The sequence below is a fragment of the Janibacter sp. UYMM211 genome, from assembly GCF_040547045.1.
Taxonomy (GTDB): Bacteria; Actinomycetota; Actinomycetes; order Actinomycetales; family Dermatophilaceae; genus Marihabitans; species Marihabitans melonis.
On record NZ_JBEPOY010000001.1, the window covers coordinates 389,685 to 404,686 of the forward strand.

Below are 15,002 nucleotides of genomic sequence, written 5' to 3' on the forward strand. Positions count from 1 at the left end.
CTCATCGCTCCTCCATCCCCCAGGCCGAGCCGTACCCGGCCGGCGCGGGGGCGGCGAGGAGGTCGAGGAAGGGGCGGGCGGGGAAGGCCTCAGGGCCGAGGACGCCGGTGCCGGACCACTCCCCCTTCGCGAGGAGCTCGAGGGCGACGACGGGGTTGATCGCGGTCTGCCACACGACGCACTGGGCGTCGAAGTCGCGCATCGAGTCGGCGTTGTCGACGACGTGGTAGAGGTAGACCGCGCGCGGCTGCCCGTCCCTGCCGGTGCCGGTGACGGACAGCCCGGCGCACGTCTTGCCCTCCATCCGCGGGCCGATGCTCGCGGGGTCGGGCAGCACGGCGGCGACGACGTCGCGGGGGCTGACCTGCACCCCCTTGACGTCCACGGGCAGCGTCGAGTCGAGCCCGAGCGCGTGCAGCTGGCGCAGCATGGCGATCATCTCCGCGCCGAGCCCGTACTTGAAGGTCACCCGCTGCGCGTCGACCCACCGCGGCATGAGGAGCACCTCCTCGTGCTCGACGTGCACGCACTCGACCGGGCCGATCCCCTCGGGGAAGTCGAAGACCTCGGGCTCGGCGAAGGGGGGCAGCGTGAAGAAGCCCGCCTCGACGTCACCCCCGGCGGCCTGCGCCCGCTCGCGCTCCCACACGACCGGTGGGTTGAGGCACTCCTCGATGATCGTCCACATCGAGAAGCCGGGCGCGAAGACCTCGTGCCCCTCCTCGTCGCGCACGACGAGGTTCGCCCCGTCGCGCGTGCCGAGCTCGTCGATCGAGGAGAAGAGCTCGTCGGCGGCGTACCGGGCGAAGACGTCGGAGAGCCCGGGCTCGACGCCCATCCCGACGAGCGCGAGCCGGCCCGACGACTCCCACTCCCCCGCCTGCGCGAGCTGCTCGTCGCCGAGCTTGACCCCCACCTCCTCGTACGGGCGCTCCGGGTGCGGCCGCGACAGCGACATCGCCATGTCCAGGTAGTGCGCCCCGGCCGCGAGCGCCCCCGTGAAGACCGGCATGACGAAGCGCGGGTCGACGGCGTTGAAGACGTGGGTCGCGCCGTGCTCGCACGCGAGCGCCGCGACCGCCCCGGGGTCGGAGGCGTCGACCTGGGCGGCCACGAGACGGGACTCGCCCTCCCTTCGCCCGCTCGCCGCGGCCACGGTCGCCTCGGCCCGCTCCAGCGAGTAGTCCGCGACCACCCACCGCTCGAAGTAGTCGCGGTCGACGGCGATCTTCGCCGCGGCGTCGCCGACGCCCCCGGCACCGATCATGAGCACTCGCACGGGGTCTCCTCCTCCGCCCGCCGCGCTCCCGCGCGGGTCAGGCGCTCTTCCGGCGGTTGCCGACGACCTGCGCGAGGACGACGAGCAGCACCGCGATGACGAACATCGAGAAGCCGATGACGTTGGCCTGCGCGGGGATGCCGCGCAGGTAGCTGACGTAGACGAACTTCGGGAAGGTCGTCTCGTCGCCGGACACGAAGTTGGTGATGATGAAGTCGTCGAAGGACAGGCTGAAGGCGAGCAGCGCGGCGCCGACGATGCCCGGCAGGACCAGCGGGAAGGTCACCCTCCAGAACGTCCCGCCGGGTCCTGCGTAGAGGTCCTGCGCCGCCTCCTCGAGCCGGGGGTCCAGGCTCTGCAGCCGAGCCTTGACCGTGACGACGACGAAGCTCACGCAGAACATGATGTGGGCGATGACGATCGTCCAGAAGCCCAGCTGCAGCCCCACCCGCGAGAAGCCCTGGACGAAGATCGTCAGCAGGCTCGCGCCGAGGACGATCTCCGGCGTCGCCATGGGGATGAAGACGAGGAAGTTGCCCGTGCCGCGCCCGCGGAAGCGGTGCCGCACGAGGGCGAAGGCGATCATCGTGCCGAGGACGGTGGCGACGAGGGTGGCGATCGCGCCGATCTGGATCGACTTCACGAGCGACTCGCACACCCCGGGCGCCCCGCAGGGGTTCTGCCAGTGCTTGAGCGTCGGCCCCGCCTCGGAGTTCCACGTGATGTTCGACTTCTTGTAGTCGTTGAAGGAGAAGACGAAGGTGTAGAGCACGGGCAGGAAGAGGTAGAAGAGCACGAGCAGCGCCGCGATCATCGCGAAGCGCTCGCCGACCCAGAAGCGCACCCGGCGCACGAAGGGGGTGGACGTGGCGCTCACAGCAGCTCCTCGGTCCCGAAGCGGCGGACGTAGACGAAGACGAGGGCGAGGATGATCGCCATGAGGGTGAAGGACAGCGCGGCCGCCGTGTCGAAGCCGCCGGGCACCCGGAAGAACTGGCTCTCGATGACGTTGCCGACCATCTTCGTGCTCCGGTCCGAGCCGAGCAGCTCGGCGTTGACGTAGTCGCCCGCTGCGGGGATGAAGGTGAGCAGCGTGCCGGCGAGGACGCCGGGCAGCGACATCGGCAGGGTGACGGTGCGGAAGGTCGTGAAGCCGTTCGCGTAGAGGTCGCCGCCGGCCTCGATGACCCGCGGGTCGGCCCGCTCGAGCGAGGCGTAGATCGGCAGCACCATGAAGGGCAGGAAGTTGTACGTCAGACCGGCGACGACGGCGACCCAGGTCTCGGTGATGTGCCCGCCGGGGAGCAGGTGCAGGGTGCGCAGGGTGCTCGCGACGGGACCCTCGTCGGAGAGGATCTGGCGCCACGCGATCGTGCGCAGGATGAAGCTCGTGAAGAAGGGCGCGACGACGCAGATGAGCATGACGCCCCGCCACCGCCCGGCCTTGAAGGCCATCGCGTAGGCGAGCGGGTAGGCCAGGACGAAGGCGAAGAAGGTCGCGAGCGCGCCGAAGAGCAGCGAGCGCACCATGTGCGGCCAGAACTCGACGAAGGCGTCGACGTAGTTGCCGAGGTTGACGTCGCGGTAGTAGTACCCCGGGTAGCCCGGGAAGTCGCTCTGCAGCGAGACGGTGAAGAGCTGGACGAGTGGCACGACGAAGAAGACGACGAGCCACAGCACGCCCGGCAGGAGGAGCAGGTAGGCCGTCCGGCTCGAGCGGCGCCCGCCCTTCGCGTGGTCCGCCCCGTCACCGCCGGTCCCGGCGGCGGCGCCGAGACCGTGGGCGATGCTCACGCCGGCTCCCCCGCGGCGACGCGACCGGCCTCGGCGGCCTGCGCGTCGGCGGGCACGGCGAAGGCGTGCGCGTCCTTCCACGACAGCCAGACCTCGTCGCCGCGGCGGATCGTGTTGCGCTCGACGTCGAGGTTCTGCTCGTAGACCGACCACACGGAGCCGCTCGGCACCTCGACGAGGTACTGCGTCGCGACACCGGTGAAGGAGACGTCCTGGACGACGGCGCGCACGTCGCTGCCGGCGCCGTCGGGGCGGTGCTCGTGGATCGTCACCTTCTCGGGGCGCACCCCGAAGAGGACGTCGTCGCCCTCGCCGCCGGAGCGCTCCCGGTGCACCTTGACCCGGGTGCCCGCGACCTCGAGCACCTCGAAGTCGCCGTCGCGGTCGACGACCCGGCCGGCCCCGATGTTGGACTGGCCGAGGAAGGTCGAGACGAAGGCGGTGCGCGGCAGGTCGTAGAGCGCCTCGGGGTGGCCCATCTGCTCGATCCGGCCCTGGTTCATCACGGCCACGGTGTCGGCCATCGTCATGGCCTCCTCCTGGTCGTGGGTGACGTGGACGAAGGTGAGCCCGACCTCGGTCTGGATGCGCTTGAGCTCGACCTGCATCTCGCGGCGCAGCTTGAGGTCGAGCGCGCCGAGCGGCTCGTCGAGCAGGAGCACCTCGGGACGGTTGACGAGGGCCCGGGCGAGCGCCACGCGCTGCTGCTGACCACCGGAGAGCTGGGTCGGCTTGCGCCCGGCGAGGTGGCCCATCTGCACGAGCTCGAGCGCCTCGTCGGCCTTCGTCCTCGCGTCCTTCTCGCCGCGCCGCTGCGGGCCGAAGGCGACGTTGTCGCGCACGCTGAGGTGCGGGAAGAGCGCGTAGCTCTGGAAGACGGTGTTGACCGGGCGCTCGTAGGGGCGCGACCCGGTGAGGTCGGTCTCGCCGATGAGGACCCGGCCGGAGGTCGGCTGCTCGAGCCCGGCGACCATGCGCAGGGTCGTCGTCTTGCCGCAGCCCGAGGGGCCGAGGAGGGCGAAGAAGGACCCGCGCGGGATGGTGAGGTCGAGGTCATCGACGGCGGTGAAGTCGCCGAAGGACTTCGTCACCGACTCGAGCTCGAGGTCGCCGTGCGCCTCCCGGAAGCCGGAGCCGGAGCGACGGGCCATCAGTTGCCCACCGTCCGCGACCAGATGTCGCTGAACTCGGCGTCGTCCTGCGCCGACAGCGCGGCGAAGCCCTGGACGTTGTTGTCGCGGATGTAGTCCGCCCCGGGGAAGATGAAGGGCGACTTCGCCAGCTCGGGGTCGATCTTCTCCATCTCCTCACGGGCGCCCTCGACGGGGCAGATGTAGTTGACCCACGCGGCGACCTCGGCGGCCACCTTCGGGTCGTAGTAGTAGTCCATGACCCGCTGGGCGTTGCGGCGGTGCGTCGAGGTGATCGGCACCATCATGTTGTCGCTCCACAGCGTGCCGCCGGACTCGGGGATGACGAACTCCCAGTTGTCGTCCTTGGTCTCGGCCCGCAGCACGAAGAGGTCGCCGCTCCACACGATGCCGGCGATCGCGTTGCCGCTCTTGAGGTCGTTGAGGTAGGCGTTGCCCTTGATCCGACGGATGTAGCCGTCGGTGACGCGCTTGTCGACCTCGGCGACGGCGGACTCGAACTGCTCCTTGGTGATCCCCTGGTCGATGTCGATCCCCTGCTGGAGCAGGATGAGGCCGACGGTGTCGCGGAACTCCGAGAGCACCGAGATCCGGCCCTTGAGGTCGTCGGCCCACAGGTCCTCGAGCGACTTCAGCTCTCGGCCCACCTTCTTCTTGTGGTAGCCGATCCCGGCGAAGCCGGACTGCCAGGTCAAAGAGTTCTGCCGACCCGGGTCGAAGCTCACCTCGCGCAGCGGCTCGAGGAGGTTGCCCGCGTTGCGCATCTGGATGAGCTCGAGCGGCTGGCACAGCCCCTCGCGGATGATCCGGTTGGCCATCCAGTCGGTGAAGGTGAAGATGTCGCGCTTGATGTCCTGACCGGCGCGCAGCTGCGGGGCGATCTTGTTGAAGTACGTGTCGTTGTCGTCGATGTCCTCGGTGTAGGTCACCGAGATGCCCGTCTTCTTCTTGAAGGCGTCGAGCGTCGGGTAGCGCTTGCCGTCGTCGTCCATGTCGAGGTAGGCCGTCCAGTTCGCCCACCGCACGACCTTCTCCTCGTCGGAGAGGTCGTCGGGCAGGTCGAGCGCGACCGTGCCGCCCTCGGCCGACGGCGGGGGCGGCGGAGCGCACCCGGCGGCGGCGAGCGCCGCGCCGCCGAGCAGACCGCCGGTGAGGACCGAGCGACGCGTCAGCCGTGAGCGCTGCGAGGCCTGCGCGGCCCGCACGAGCGCGGCGGTCATCGGGTCGGAGGGGGGCCGCAGAGGCGTCATGGTGGCCTTCTTCACGGGACGGGACCGCGGGCGGTCGTCGGGGTGGAGGGGTACCGCCGGCCGGGTGCACCGGCCGGCGGCGAAGGGGTGCCCGGCTCAGCTGTCGATGTTGGCCATGACGTGCTTGATCCGGGTGTAGTCCTCGAAGCCGTACATCGACAGGTCCTTGCCGTAGCCGGACTTCTTGAAGCCGCCGTGCGGCATCTCGGCGACGAGCGGGATGTGGGTGTTGATCCACACGCAGCCGAAGTCGAGCCGCTTGCTCATCCGCATGGCGCGACCGAAGTCGCGGGTCCACACGGAGGAGGCCAGGCCGTACTCGACGTCGTTGGCCCAGCGCACCGCCTCGTCCTCGTCGGCGACGCGCTGCACGGTGATGACGGGGCCGAAGATCTCCTGCTGCACGGCCTCGTCGTCCTGGCGCAGGTTCGACACGACGGCGGGGCTGAGGTAGAAGCCGCCCCCGAGCTCGGTGAGGCGGGTGCCGCCCGCGTCGAGCGAGGCGTGGTCGGGCAGGCGCTCGAGGAAGCCGGAGACCTTCGCGAGCTGGTCGGCGTTGTTCACCGGGCCGAGCAGCGCGTCCTCGTCGTCGGGCCGGCCGACCTTGGCCTGCGTGCGGGCGAAGTCGGCGAGCGCGGCGACGAAGTCGTCGTGGATGCCGGGGGTGCACAGCACGCGGGTCGCGGCGGTGCAGTCCTGGCCGGCGTTGAAGTACCCGGCGGTGCCGATGCCCTCGACCGCGGCCTCGATGTCGGCGTCGTCGAAGACGACGACCGGGGCCTTGCCGCCGAGCTCGAGGTGCGCGCGGGTGAGGTTGCGCGCGGCCGAGGCCGCGACCTCGACACCGGCGCGCACGGAGCCGGTGATGGCCACGAGACCCGGGGTCGTGTGCTCGACGAGCATCCGGCCGGTCTCGCGGTCACCGGTGATGACGTTGAAGACGCCGGCGGGCATGTGCTCGGCGGCGATCTCGGCCATGAGCAGGGTGGTCTCGGGGGTCGTGTCGCTCGGCTTGAGCACGATGGTGTTGCCCGCGGCGAGGGCCGGCCCGATCTTCCAGGCGGCCATCATCATCGGGTAGTTCCACGGGGTCACCTGGCCGACGACGCCGATCGGCTCGCGCCGGATCCAGCTCGTGTGACCACGCATGTACTCCGCGGACGCCTTGCCCTCGAGGACCCGGGCCGCGCCGGCGAAGAAGCGCAGCTGGTCGCACATGACCGGCACCTCCTCGCTGGCGGTGAGCGCGAAGGGCTTGCCGGTGTTCTCGGCCTCCAGCTCGACGAACTCCTGGGCCCGGGCCTCGAGGGCGTCGGCGAACCGCAGCAACGCGGTCTGCCTCTCCCCCGGGGTGGTCTGGCCCCACTCCTCGAACGCGGTGGCGGCACTGGCGTAGGCGGCGTCGACGTCCGCCTGGCCGGAGACGGGCGCGGACGCGACGACCTCACCGGTCGCCGGGCTGACCAGGTCGGTCCTGCCCTCGCTCTCGGTGTCGACGTACTCGCCGCCGACGAAGTTGCGCAGGGTCCGGGTCTTCGTCACTGTGCGTCCTTTGCGAAGGGGGATGGGTGAGACAGACGATAGACGGCGGATGTCGATCTCGACAGACCCATGGTGAAGAAGGTGCGAAAACTTCTGATCACGCCCATGTTTCGTACGGATATCGTCGAAGCAGGCTTGTCAGAGCGATCATCTGGGCGCACGATGGGGCGCATGGCCACCCCTTCGCCCGACGCGTCAGAGCCCCGGGGACGGGTGCGGCTCGACGAGGTGAGCAAGCAGATCATCGAGCACCTCCAGGTCGACGGCCGCCAGTCCTACGCGACCATCGCCCGCGAGGTGGGTCTGTCCGAGGCCGCGGTGCGGCAGCGGGCCACGAAGATGCTCGAGGCCGGCGTCATGCAGATCGTCGCCGTCACCGATCCCCTCCAGGTCGGCTTCACCCGCCAGGCGATGATCGGGCTCACCGTCGAGGGCGACCTGCGCCCGGTCACCGAGCAGATCGCCGCGATGCCCGAGGCCTCCTACGTCGTGACGACGGCCGGCAGCTTCGACGTCCTTGTCGAGATGGTCTGCGAGGACGACGAGCAGCTCCTCGAGCTGCTCACCACCCGGCTGCGCACCATCCCCGGCGTCCGCAGCACCGAGACCTTCGTCTACCTGCGTCTCGACAAGCAGCACTACGACTGGGGCACGCGATGAGCCCCGCGACAGGAGCAGCATGACCACCACCCCGCAGACCGGGCCGATGACGACCCGGTCGGGCAGCCGGCACGCCGACGCCGCCCGCGACCACCTGTGGATGCACTTCACCCGCCACTCCGTGCTCGAGGAGGGCGGCGAGGTGCCGGTCATCGTGCGCGGCGAGGGCCACCGCATCTGGGACGACCGCGGGCGCGAGTACATCGACGGGCTCGCCGGGCTCTTCGTCGTCCAGGTCGGCCACGGCCGGGCCGAGCTCGCCCAGGCCGCCGCGAAGCAGGCCGAGCAGCTCGCCTTCTTCCCGCTGTGGTCCTACGCGCACCCGGCCGCGATCGAGCTGGCCGAGCGGCTCGCCCGGATGGCGCCGGGCGACCTCGAGCGCGTCTTCTTCACCTCGGGCGGCGGCGAGGCCGTCGAGTCCGCGTGGAAGCTCGCCAAGCAGTACTTCAAGCTCACCGGCAAGCCGGGCAAGCACAAGGTCATCTCACGCTCGGTCGCCTACCACGGCACCCCGCACGGCGCCCTGTCGATCACCGGCATCCCGCCGCTCAAGGAGATGTTCGAGCCGCTCGTGCCCGGGGCCCACAAGGTGCCGAACACGAACTTCTACCGCGCCCCCGACGTCTACAGCGAGGACGAGAAGGCCTTCGGCCGCTGGGCCGCCGACCAGATCGCCGTCGCCATCGAGACCGAGGGCCCCGACTCCGTCGCCGCCGTCTTCCTCGAGCCGGTCCAGAACGCCGGCGGGTGCTTCCCTCCCCCGCCCGGGTACTTCGAGCGGGTCCGCGAGATCTGCGACACCTACGACGTCCTGCTCGTCTCCGACGAGGTCATCTGCGCCTTCGGACGGGTCGGGTCGATGTTCGGCGCCGAGCAGTTCGGCTACCAGCCCGACATCATCACGTGCGCGAAGGGGCTGACCTCCGGCTACGCGCCGATGGGCGCGATGATCGCCAGCGAGCGCCTCTTCGAGCCCTTCAAGCACGGCACCGCGTCCTTCGCCCATGGCTACACCTTCGGCGGGCACCCCGTCGCCGCCGCGGTCGCGATGGAGAACCTCGACATCTTCGAGCGCGAGGGGATCGTCGAGCACGTGCGCGAGCACGGCCCGACCTTCCGCCGCACCCTCGAGCGTCTGCTCGACCTGCCGATGGTCGGCGACGTGCGCGGCGAGGGGTACTTCTACGGGATCGAGCTCGTCAAGGACAAGGCGACGAAGGAGACCTTCGACGAGGCCGAGTCCGAGCGCCTGCTGCGCGGCTACCTCTCGAAGGCGCTCTTCGAGGCGGGCCTGTACTGCCGAGCCGACGACCGGGGCGACCCCGTCATCCAGCTCAGCCCGCCGCTCACCATCGGGCCGGCCGAGTTCGACGACATCGAGCAGCGGCTGCGCTCGGTGCTCGTCGCCGGCGAGAAGCTGCTCTAGCCCCGTGGTCCACCCCCTGTGGTGGGACGACGCGGCGCCGAGCCCGACCCCGCCCGAGCTGCCCGCGCGCGCCGACGTCGCGGTCGTCGGCGGCGGGTACACGGGTCTGTGGACCGCGTACCACCTGCTGCGCGAGCAGCCCGGCATCGAGGTCGTCGTCCTCGAGGCCGAGCACGTCGGCTTCGGCGCGAGCGGGCGCAACGGCGGCTGGGTGAGCGCGCTCTTCCCCGTCTCCGGCGACGCCCTCGCGGCCCGTCACGGGGCACCGGCCGCCCACGCGATGCTCGCCGCGCTGCGCGAGAGCGTCGAGGAGATCGGTCGCACGACAGCGGACGAAGGGGTGGACGCCGGCTACGTGCGCGGCGGCACCCTCGTCCTCGCCCGGGGCCGGGCCCAGGAGGCGCGCGCCCGCTCGGAGGTGGCGGCCGACGCCCGGTGGGGCGGCGGCACCCGCTGGCTCGAGCGTGACGAGGCGCTCGAGCGGCTCGCCGCGGCCGACCGGCCCGGTCGCACCGTGCTCGGCGCGACCGCGAGCCCGCACTGCGCCCGGGTCCACCCCCGCCGTCTCGCCGACGGGCTGGCCGCGGCCGTGCGCCGGCGCGGCGGCGTCGTCGTCGAGCAGGCGCGGGTGGCCGACGTCGTGCGCGAGGGGCGCACGCACCGGCTGCTGCTCGACGACGGGCGCGAGCTGTCGGCCGGGACCGTCGTGCGCGCCACCGAGGCGTGGACGGCGACGCTGCCCCGGCTGCGTCGACGGCTCGCGCCCGTCTACTCGCTCATGGTCGCCACCGCGCCGCTCACGTCGCAGCAGTGGGACGAGGTCGGTCTGGCCGACCGCGAGGTCTTCGCCGACCACGGGCACCTCGTCGTCTACGGCCAGCGCACCGTCGACGACCGGATCGCCTTCGGCGGGCGGGGGGCGCCCTACCACTACGGCTCGCGGATCCGCCCCTCCTTCGACCACGACGACGCGGTCTTCGCGGCCCTGCGGACCACCCTTCGCCAGCTCCTGCCGCAGGTCGAGCTCGACTTCACCCACGCGTGGGGCGGGCCGCTCGCCATCCCCCGCGACTGGCACCCGTCCGTCGGCTACGACCGGGCGGCGCGGATCGGCTGGGCCGGCGGGTACGTCGGCGACGGGGTCGCGACGAGCCATCTCGCGGGGCGCACCCTCGCCGAGCTCGTCACCGGGGCGACGACCTCGCGCACCGAGCTGCCGTGGGTGGGCCACCGCTCCCCCGACTGGGAGCCCGAGCCGCTGCGCTGGCTGGGCGTCAACGCCGGTCTGCGCGCGGCCGTGCTCGCCGACCACGAGGAGCGGCGCACCGGCTCGCCCGCGCGGATCGCCCCGGTGCTCGACCGGCTCACCGGGCACTGAGCGTGCTCGACGTCGTCACCGAGGCGCTGGGCCGGGCCCTGCCCGTCGCCGCCTTCCTCCTCGCGATCTCGGCCGTCGCCGAGCTGAGCGACCGCGCGGGCGTCTTCGACGTCGCTGGTCACGCGATGGCGCGGCTGGGCCGGCACCGGATGTGGCTGCTGTGGCTCGGCTTCTCCGCGCTCGCCGTCGCGTGCACCGTCTTCCTCTCGCTCGACACGACCGCCGTGCTGCTCACCTCGGTCGGGCTGACGATCGCCCGGCAGGTGGGTGCGGCGCCGCGGGCCTTCGCGCTGACGACCTTGTGGGTGGCCAACACCGGCTCGCTCCTGCTGCCGGTCTCGAACCTCACCAACCTCCTCGCCCTGCCCCGCCTGGAGCAGATGGGCGTCGACCACGGCGGGTACGTCCGGCTCGCCGCGGCGCCGGCGCTCGTCGCCGTCGTGCTCACCCTCGCCCTCGTCGCGCTCCTGCACCGGCGCGAGCTCTCGGCGCGCTACGTCGTCGACCCGCCGGCGGCCACGCACGACCGCGTCCTGCTCCGGGTCGCCGCGACGACCTGCCTCGTCATCGGGCCGGCCTTCGCGCTCGGGGCTGCGCCGTGGCTCGTCGCCGGTCTCGCCGCGCTCGTCCTCGCGGGGGTCACGGCGGTGCGCGCGCCCGGGACCGTCCGCACGCTGCGCCTGCCGTGGGCGATGACCGTCGGCTTCAGCCTGCTCATGGTCGCCGTGACCGGTGCCCACCGCGCGGGCCTGCTCGACCCGCTCGTCGACCTCGCCGGCCGGGGCACCGGCGCCGGCGACCTGCTCCAGGTCGCCGGGGTCAGCGCGCTCACCGCCAACGCCGTCAACAACCTGCCGGGCTACCTCGCCCTCGAGCCGGCCGCCCAGGGCGAGCCGGCCCGTCTGCTCGCCGTCCTCGTCGGCGCGAACGCGGGCCCGCTCGTCACCCCGTGGGCCTCGCTGGCGACGCTGCTCTGGCTCGACCGGTGCCGCGCCGCCGGTGTGACCTGGCGGCCGTGGCGCCTGGCCGCCGGCGGTCTGCTCTGCGTGGTCGTCGTCGTGCCGGCGACGACCCTCGCCCTCGCGCTGACGACCTGACCCCCTCCGCCCTGCGCATAACCCGTTGCCCCGGGCCCGGCCGCGGGGTTGGATCGGCGCATGCGGATCCTCGTGCTCGGTGGGACGGCCTTCCTCGGGCGGGCCGTGAGCCGCGCCGCCCTCGAGCGCGGGCACGAGGTCGTCTGCGCCGCGCGGGGCAGCGCGCCGGTAGCCGACGGAGCCGGCCTCGTCGTCGTCGACCGCAACGACCCGGACGGCCTCGCGCCGCTGCGCGGGCAGCGGTGGGACGCCGTCGTCGACGTCTCGCGCCAGCCCGGGCAGGTGCGCCGGGCCGTCGCCGAGCTCACCGCCGACCACTGGGTCCTCGTCTCCTCGGCGAACGTCTACGCCCGCTTCGACCACCTCGAGCAGGACGAGCACGGCCCGCTGCTCGACCCCCTCGCCGACGACGTCATGCCCGACATGAGCCGGTACGGCGAGGCGAAGGTCGCCTGCGAGCAGGCCGTGGCGACGACGGCGAGCTGGACCGCCGTGCGCGCCGGGCTCATCTGCGGCCCCGGCGACGACTCCGGCCGACTGGGCTACTACCCGTGGCGGCTCGCGCACCCGACCGGGGCCGACGTCCTCGTGCCGCCCGACCTCGACCACCCGGTCGCGGTCGTCGACGTCGACGACCTCGCCGACTGGCTCGTGACGTGCGCGCAGGAGCAGGTCCACGGCGCACTCAACGCGACCGGACCGACGCACCGCCTCGGCGACCTGCTCGACCTCGCCCGCGAGGTCGCCGGCAGCGACGCGGCGCTGCGACCGGTGCCGGCCGAGGTCCTCGACGATGCGGGCGTCGAGGCGTGGGCGGGCACCCCCTCGCTGCCGCTGTGGGTCGACGACCCCGAGTGGCGCTTCTTCTCCACGCTCGACAGCTCGCGAGCGCGTGCCGCCGGGCTCGTCACCCGCCCCCTTCGCCAGACCCTCGCCCGTGCCCTCGCGCATGAGCAGACCCGCACCACCCCCCGCGCGTGCGGGCTCACCGACGAGCAGGAGCGCGACCTGCGCCGCCGGCTCGACCACCACCAGGAGGACGCCCGTGCGTGATCTCGTCTACTACGTCGCGACCTCGCTCGACGGCTTCGTCGCCGGTCCGCGGGGCGAGGTCGACGACTTCGCGCTCGACCCGCAGCTGCTCGCCGAGCTCTTCGAGCGCTACCCCGAGACCTGCCCGGCGCACCTGCGCGAGCCGCTCGGCGTCACGGGCGAGGCGCGCCGCTTCGACACCGTCGTCATGGGCGCGCGGACCCACCAGCCGGCGCTCGACGCGGGGCTGACGAGCGCCTACCCGCACCTCGACCAGCACGTCGTCACCCACCGCGAGCTGCCCGACGACCCGAGCGTCACACGGGTCGAGGGCGACGTCGTCGCGCACGTCGCGGCGCTGCGGTCGGCGCCGGGTCGCGACATCTGGCTGTGCGGCGGCGGCGACCTCGCGGGGCAGCTCGTCGACCTCGTCGACGAGCTGCAGCTCAAGGTCAACCCCGTCCTGCTCGGCGAGGGCGTGCCCCTCGCCCGGCTCGGCTACGCGGGACGGGCCTGGCGCCTCGCCGACGTCGAGCGGCTGCCCGGCGACGTCGTGCTCCTCACCTACCGCCGCCGCGACGAGGACGTCGGATGATCCTCGACCTCGGCGCGCTCAGCCGCACCCCCGTCCTCGAGGGCGAGCTCGTCCGTCTGCGCCCGCTGGTCGAGAGCGACGCCGAGGCGATGCACGAGGTGCTCGCCGACCCCGAGGTGCAGGTGCTCACGGGGAGCGTCGTCTCGAGCACCGACACCTCCCCCTTCGACCTCGACGGGCTCCGCGCCTGGTACGGCAGCCGCGAGGACCAGGACGACCGGCTCGACCTCGGCGTCGAGGACCGCGCGAGCGGGCGGCTCGTCGGCGAGGTCGTCCTCAACGAGCTCGACCCCGCCGCGGCGACCGCCAACATCCGCGTCGTCCTCGGACCGCAGGGTCGCGGGCGCGGGCTCGGCACCGAGGCGATGCGGCTGACGCTCGCCCACGCCTTCGAGCGCGTCGGGCTGCACCGGGTGAGCCTGCACGTCATCAGCCACAACCCGCGCGCCCGCCACGTCTACGAGTCGCTCGGCTTCGTCCACGAGGGCACCCTGCGCGAGAGCGTCGTCCTCGACGGCGAGCGCCACGACGAGCACGTCATGTCGCTCCTCGCCCCCGAGTGGGCGGCGCTCACGGCGGCGAAGGGGGTCCACCCGCCCGGTCGGTGAGCGAGGCTGTGCGACGCTGCCGGGCATGACCACCGAGCACCGCCCGCAGGTCGCCAGCGACGAGGTGCGCCCCCACCCGGCCCACCGCGAGATCACCCGGCCGGTCGCCCTTCGCGCCGTCCTGTCCGCGGGTGTCTCGCTGCACGGCGCGCGGATCCAGGACGTCGACCTCGGCCCGTACGAGGCGGACCTGCTCGCCCGTGAGGACCTCGCCGGGCTCGTCGTCCTCGGGGGCGAGGTCTCGGACCGGCTCGCGCACCACCTGCGCCTGCACGGCGCCCTCGTCTTCCCCACCGACCCGACGTGCCCGGTCAACCCCTACCGCGCGACGCTCTACCGGCCCGAGGAGCTCTACGACGGGATGCTCGACCGGGGCTACGCGAGCACCCCCGACGCGCTCGCCTACGCGTGGAGCCGCGAGGCCGACCAGGCGCACGACGTCTTCGTCACGCTCGTGCGGGCGATCCACGACGACTCGGTCTCCGACGCGCTGACCGAGGTGCTCGACGGGCGCCGCGTCGTCGGCGTCATGGGCGGTCACGCGCTGCTGCGCGGCACGACGGAGTACGCGGGCGCATCGCGGCTGGGCCACCTGCTCGCCCGCGCCGGGGACGTCGTGCTCACCGGCGGCGGCCCTGGGGCGATGGAGGCGGCCAACCTCGGCGCCCTCGCCCCCGACGTCCCCGCGCTCGACGCGGCTCTCGAGGCGCTGGCCGCCGTGCCGTCCTTCCGGCCGGACGTCCAGGCCTGGGCCGCGCTCGCGCTCGAGGTGCGCGAGGGCCTCCACGACGAGGGACCGGTCCGCTCCGTCGGCGTGCCGACGTGGTTCTACGGCCACGAGCCGCCGAACGTCTTCGGCCAGGGGGTCGCGAAGTACTTCTCCAACGCGCTGCGGGAGGACGCCCTGCTCTCGCGGTGCACCGCGGGTCTCGTCGTGCTGCCGGGCGCGGCGGGCACGGTGCAGGAGATCTTCCAGGCCGTGACCCCGCTGTACTACGCCGCCGAGGGCGTGCCCGTGCCCCCGCTGGTCCTCGTCGACGAGACCCACTGGGAGCGCACCATCCCCGTGCTGCCGGCGCTGCGGGCGCTCGGCGCGCAGCGCGGCCTCGGGGCGAGCACCCATGTCGTCGGCACGGTCGAGGAGGCAGCCGCGCTGCTCGCCGGCTGACTCCCCCTTCGCCGAGGTATGG

14 protein-coding genes are annotated in these 15,002 nt (G+C 72.7%); 8 read left to right on the forward strand and 6 right to left on the reverse strand.

The annotated features are described in order from the left end of the window. Position 1: 1 nt before the first annotated feature. The 6 genes from ABIB53_RS01735 to ABIB53_RS01760 form a co-directional block, all read right to left on the reverse strand. The gene (locus ABIB53_RS01735; RefSeq protein WP_354586884.1) at positions 2-1,279 is read right to left on the reverse strand and encodes a saccharopine dehydrogenase family protein; all 1,278 of its coding nucleotides are present in this window, start codon (positions 1,277-1,279) and stop codon (positions 2-4) included. Positions 1,280-1,316: 37 nt separating this feature from the next. After that, positions 1,317-2,093 carry an ABC transporter permease gene (locus ABIB53_RS01740; protein ID WP_201468350.1) on the reverse strand — a complete coding sequence of 259 codons (777 nt, stop codon included), beginning with the start codon at positions 2,091-2,093 and terminating at the stop codon, positions 1,317-1,319. A 59-nt stretch (positions 2,094-2,152) separates the two neighbouring features. Then, positions 2,153-3,073, reverse strand: a complete 921-nt coding sequence (locus ABIB53_RS01745; protein ID WP_354586885.1) for an ABC transporter permease — start codon at positions 3,071-3,073, stop codon at positions 2,153-2,155. Continuing rightward, positions 3,070-4,224, reverse strand: coding sequence for an ABC transporter ATP-binding protein (locus ABIB53_RS01750; protein WP_354586886.1), 1,155 nt, complete (start codon positions 4,222-4,224; stop codon positions 3,070-3,072). The genes ABIB53_RS01745 and ABIB53_RS01750 overlap by 4 nt, the downstream gene beginning before the upstream one ends. After that, positions 4,224-5,474: an ABC transporter substrate-binding protein gene (locus ABIB53_RS01755; protein WP_354586887.1), complete on the reverse strand. Its 1,251-nt coding sequence runs from the start codon at positions 5,472-5,474 to the stop codon at positions 4,224-4,226. The genes ABIB53_RS01750 and ABIB53_RS01755 overlap by 1 nt, the downstream gene beginning before the upstream one ends. 96 nt (positions 5,475-5,570) lie before the next feature. Next, positions 5,571-7,016, reverse strand: a complete 1,446-nt coding sequence (locus ABIB53_RS01760) for a gamma-aminobutyraldehyde dehydrogenase (RefSeq protein ID WP_068274736.1) — start codon at positions 7,014-7,016, stop codon at positions 5,571-5,573. Between the two features lie 171 nt (positions 7,017-7,187). Here ABIB53_RS01760 and ABIB53_RS01765 point away from each other — a divergent pair, with 171 nt between their 5' ends. From ABIB53_RS01765 to ABIB53_RS01800, 8 genes are read left to right on the forward strand one after another with little or no spacing between them, the layout of a single operon-like run. Continuing rightward, entirely contained in the window at positions 7,188-7,676 is a 489-nt protein-coding gene (locus ABIB53_RS01765; protein ID WP_354586888.1) for an Lrp/AsnC family transcriptional regulator, read from the forward strand. Positions 7,677-7,695: 19 nt separating this feature from the next. Next, the gene (locus ABIB53_RS01770; RefSeq protein ID WP_191563104.1) at positions 7,696-9,102 is read left to right on the forward strand and encodes an aspartate aminotransferase family protein; all 1,407 of its coding nucleotides are present in this window, start codon (positions 7,696-7,698) and stop codon (positions 9,100-9,102) included. A gap of 4 nt (positions 9,103-9,106) precedes the next feature. After that, on the forward strand, positions 9,107-10,480 hold the full coding sequence (locus ABIB53_RS01775; protein WP_354586890.1) for an NAD(P)/FAD-dependent oxidoreductase: 1,374 nt from the start codon (positions 9,107-9,109) through the stop codon (positions 10,478-10,480). Positions 10,481-10,482: 2 nt separating this feature from the next. Beyond that, complete coding sequence (locus ABIB53_RS01780) at positions 10,483-11,577, forward strand: SLC13 family permease (protein ID WP_354586892.1); 1,095 nt, start codon at positions 10,483-10,485, stop codon at positions 11,575-11,577. A gap of 60 nt (positions 11,578-11,637) precedes the next feature. Beyond that, complete coding sequence (locus tag ABIB53_RS01785; protein WP_354586893.1) at positions 11,638-12,630, forward strand: NAD-dependent epimerase/dehydratase family protein; 993 nt, start codon at positions 11,638-11,640, stop codon at positions 12,628-12,630. Next, on the forward strand, positions 12,623-13,204 hold the full coding sequence (locus tag ABIB53_RS01790) for a dihydrofolate reductase family protein (RefSeq protein WP_354586894.1): 582 nt from the start codon (positions 12,623-12,625) through the stop codon (positions 13,202-13,204). The genes ABIB53_RS01785 and ABIB53_RS01790 overlap by 8 nt, the downstream gene beginning before the upstream one ends. Beyond that, complete coding sequence (locus tag ABIB53_RS01795; protein ID WP_354586895.1) at positions 13,201-13,812, forward strand: GNAT family N-acetyltransferase; 612 nt, start codon at positions 13,201-13,203, stop codon at positions 13,810-13,812. Before ABIB53_RS01790 ends, ABIB53_RS01795 begins: the two co-directional genes overlap by 4 nt. A gap of 25 nt (positions 13,813-13,837) precedes the next feature. Continuing rightward, positions 13,838-14,980 carry an LOG family protein gene (locus ABIB53_RS01800; RefSeq protein WP_354586897.1) on the forward strand — a complete coding sequence of 381 codons (1,143 nt, stop codon included), beginning with the start codon at positions 13,838-13,840 and terminating at the stop codon, positions 14,978-14,980. Positions 14,981-15,002 lie beyond the last annotated feature (22 nt).

Excerpts from the sequence above, each read along its gene's own strand:
- ABIB53_RS01740 (WP_201468350.1), bottom strand. The coding sequence starts at position 2,093 with ATGATCGCGGCGCTGCTCGTGCTCTTCTACCTCTTCCTGCCCGTGCTC.
- ABIB53_RS01750 (WP_354586886.1), bottom strand. The coding sequence starts at position 4,224 with ATGGCCCGTCGCTCCGGCTCCGGCTTCCGGGAGGCGCACGGCGACCTC.
- ABIB53_RS01755 (WP_354586887.1), bottom strand. The coding sequence starts at position 5,474 with ATGACGCCTCTGCGGCCCCCCTCCGACCCGATGACCGCCGCGCTCGTG.
- ABIB53_RS01765 (WP_354586888.1), top strand. The coding sequence starts at position 7,188 with ATGGCCACCCCTTCGCCCGACGCGTCAGAGCCCCGGGGACGGGTGCGG.
- ABIB53_RS01770 (WP_191563104.1), top strand. The coding sequence starts at position 7,696 with ATGACCACCACCCCGCAGACCGGGCCGATGACGACCCGGTCGGGCAGC.
- ABIB53_RS01785 (WP_354586893.1), top strand. The coding sequence starts at position 11,638 with ATGCGGATCCTCGTGCTCGGTGGGACGGCCTTCCTCGGGCGGGCCGTG.
- ABIB53_RS01795 (WP_354586895.1), top strand. The coding sequence starts at position 13,201 with ATGATCCTCGACCTCGGCGCGCTCAGCCGCACCCCCGTCCTCGAGGGC.
- ABIB53_RS01800 (WP_354586897.1), top strand. The coding sequence starts at position 13,838 with ATGACCACCGAGCACCGCCCGCAGGTCGCCAGCGACGAGGTGCGCCCC.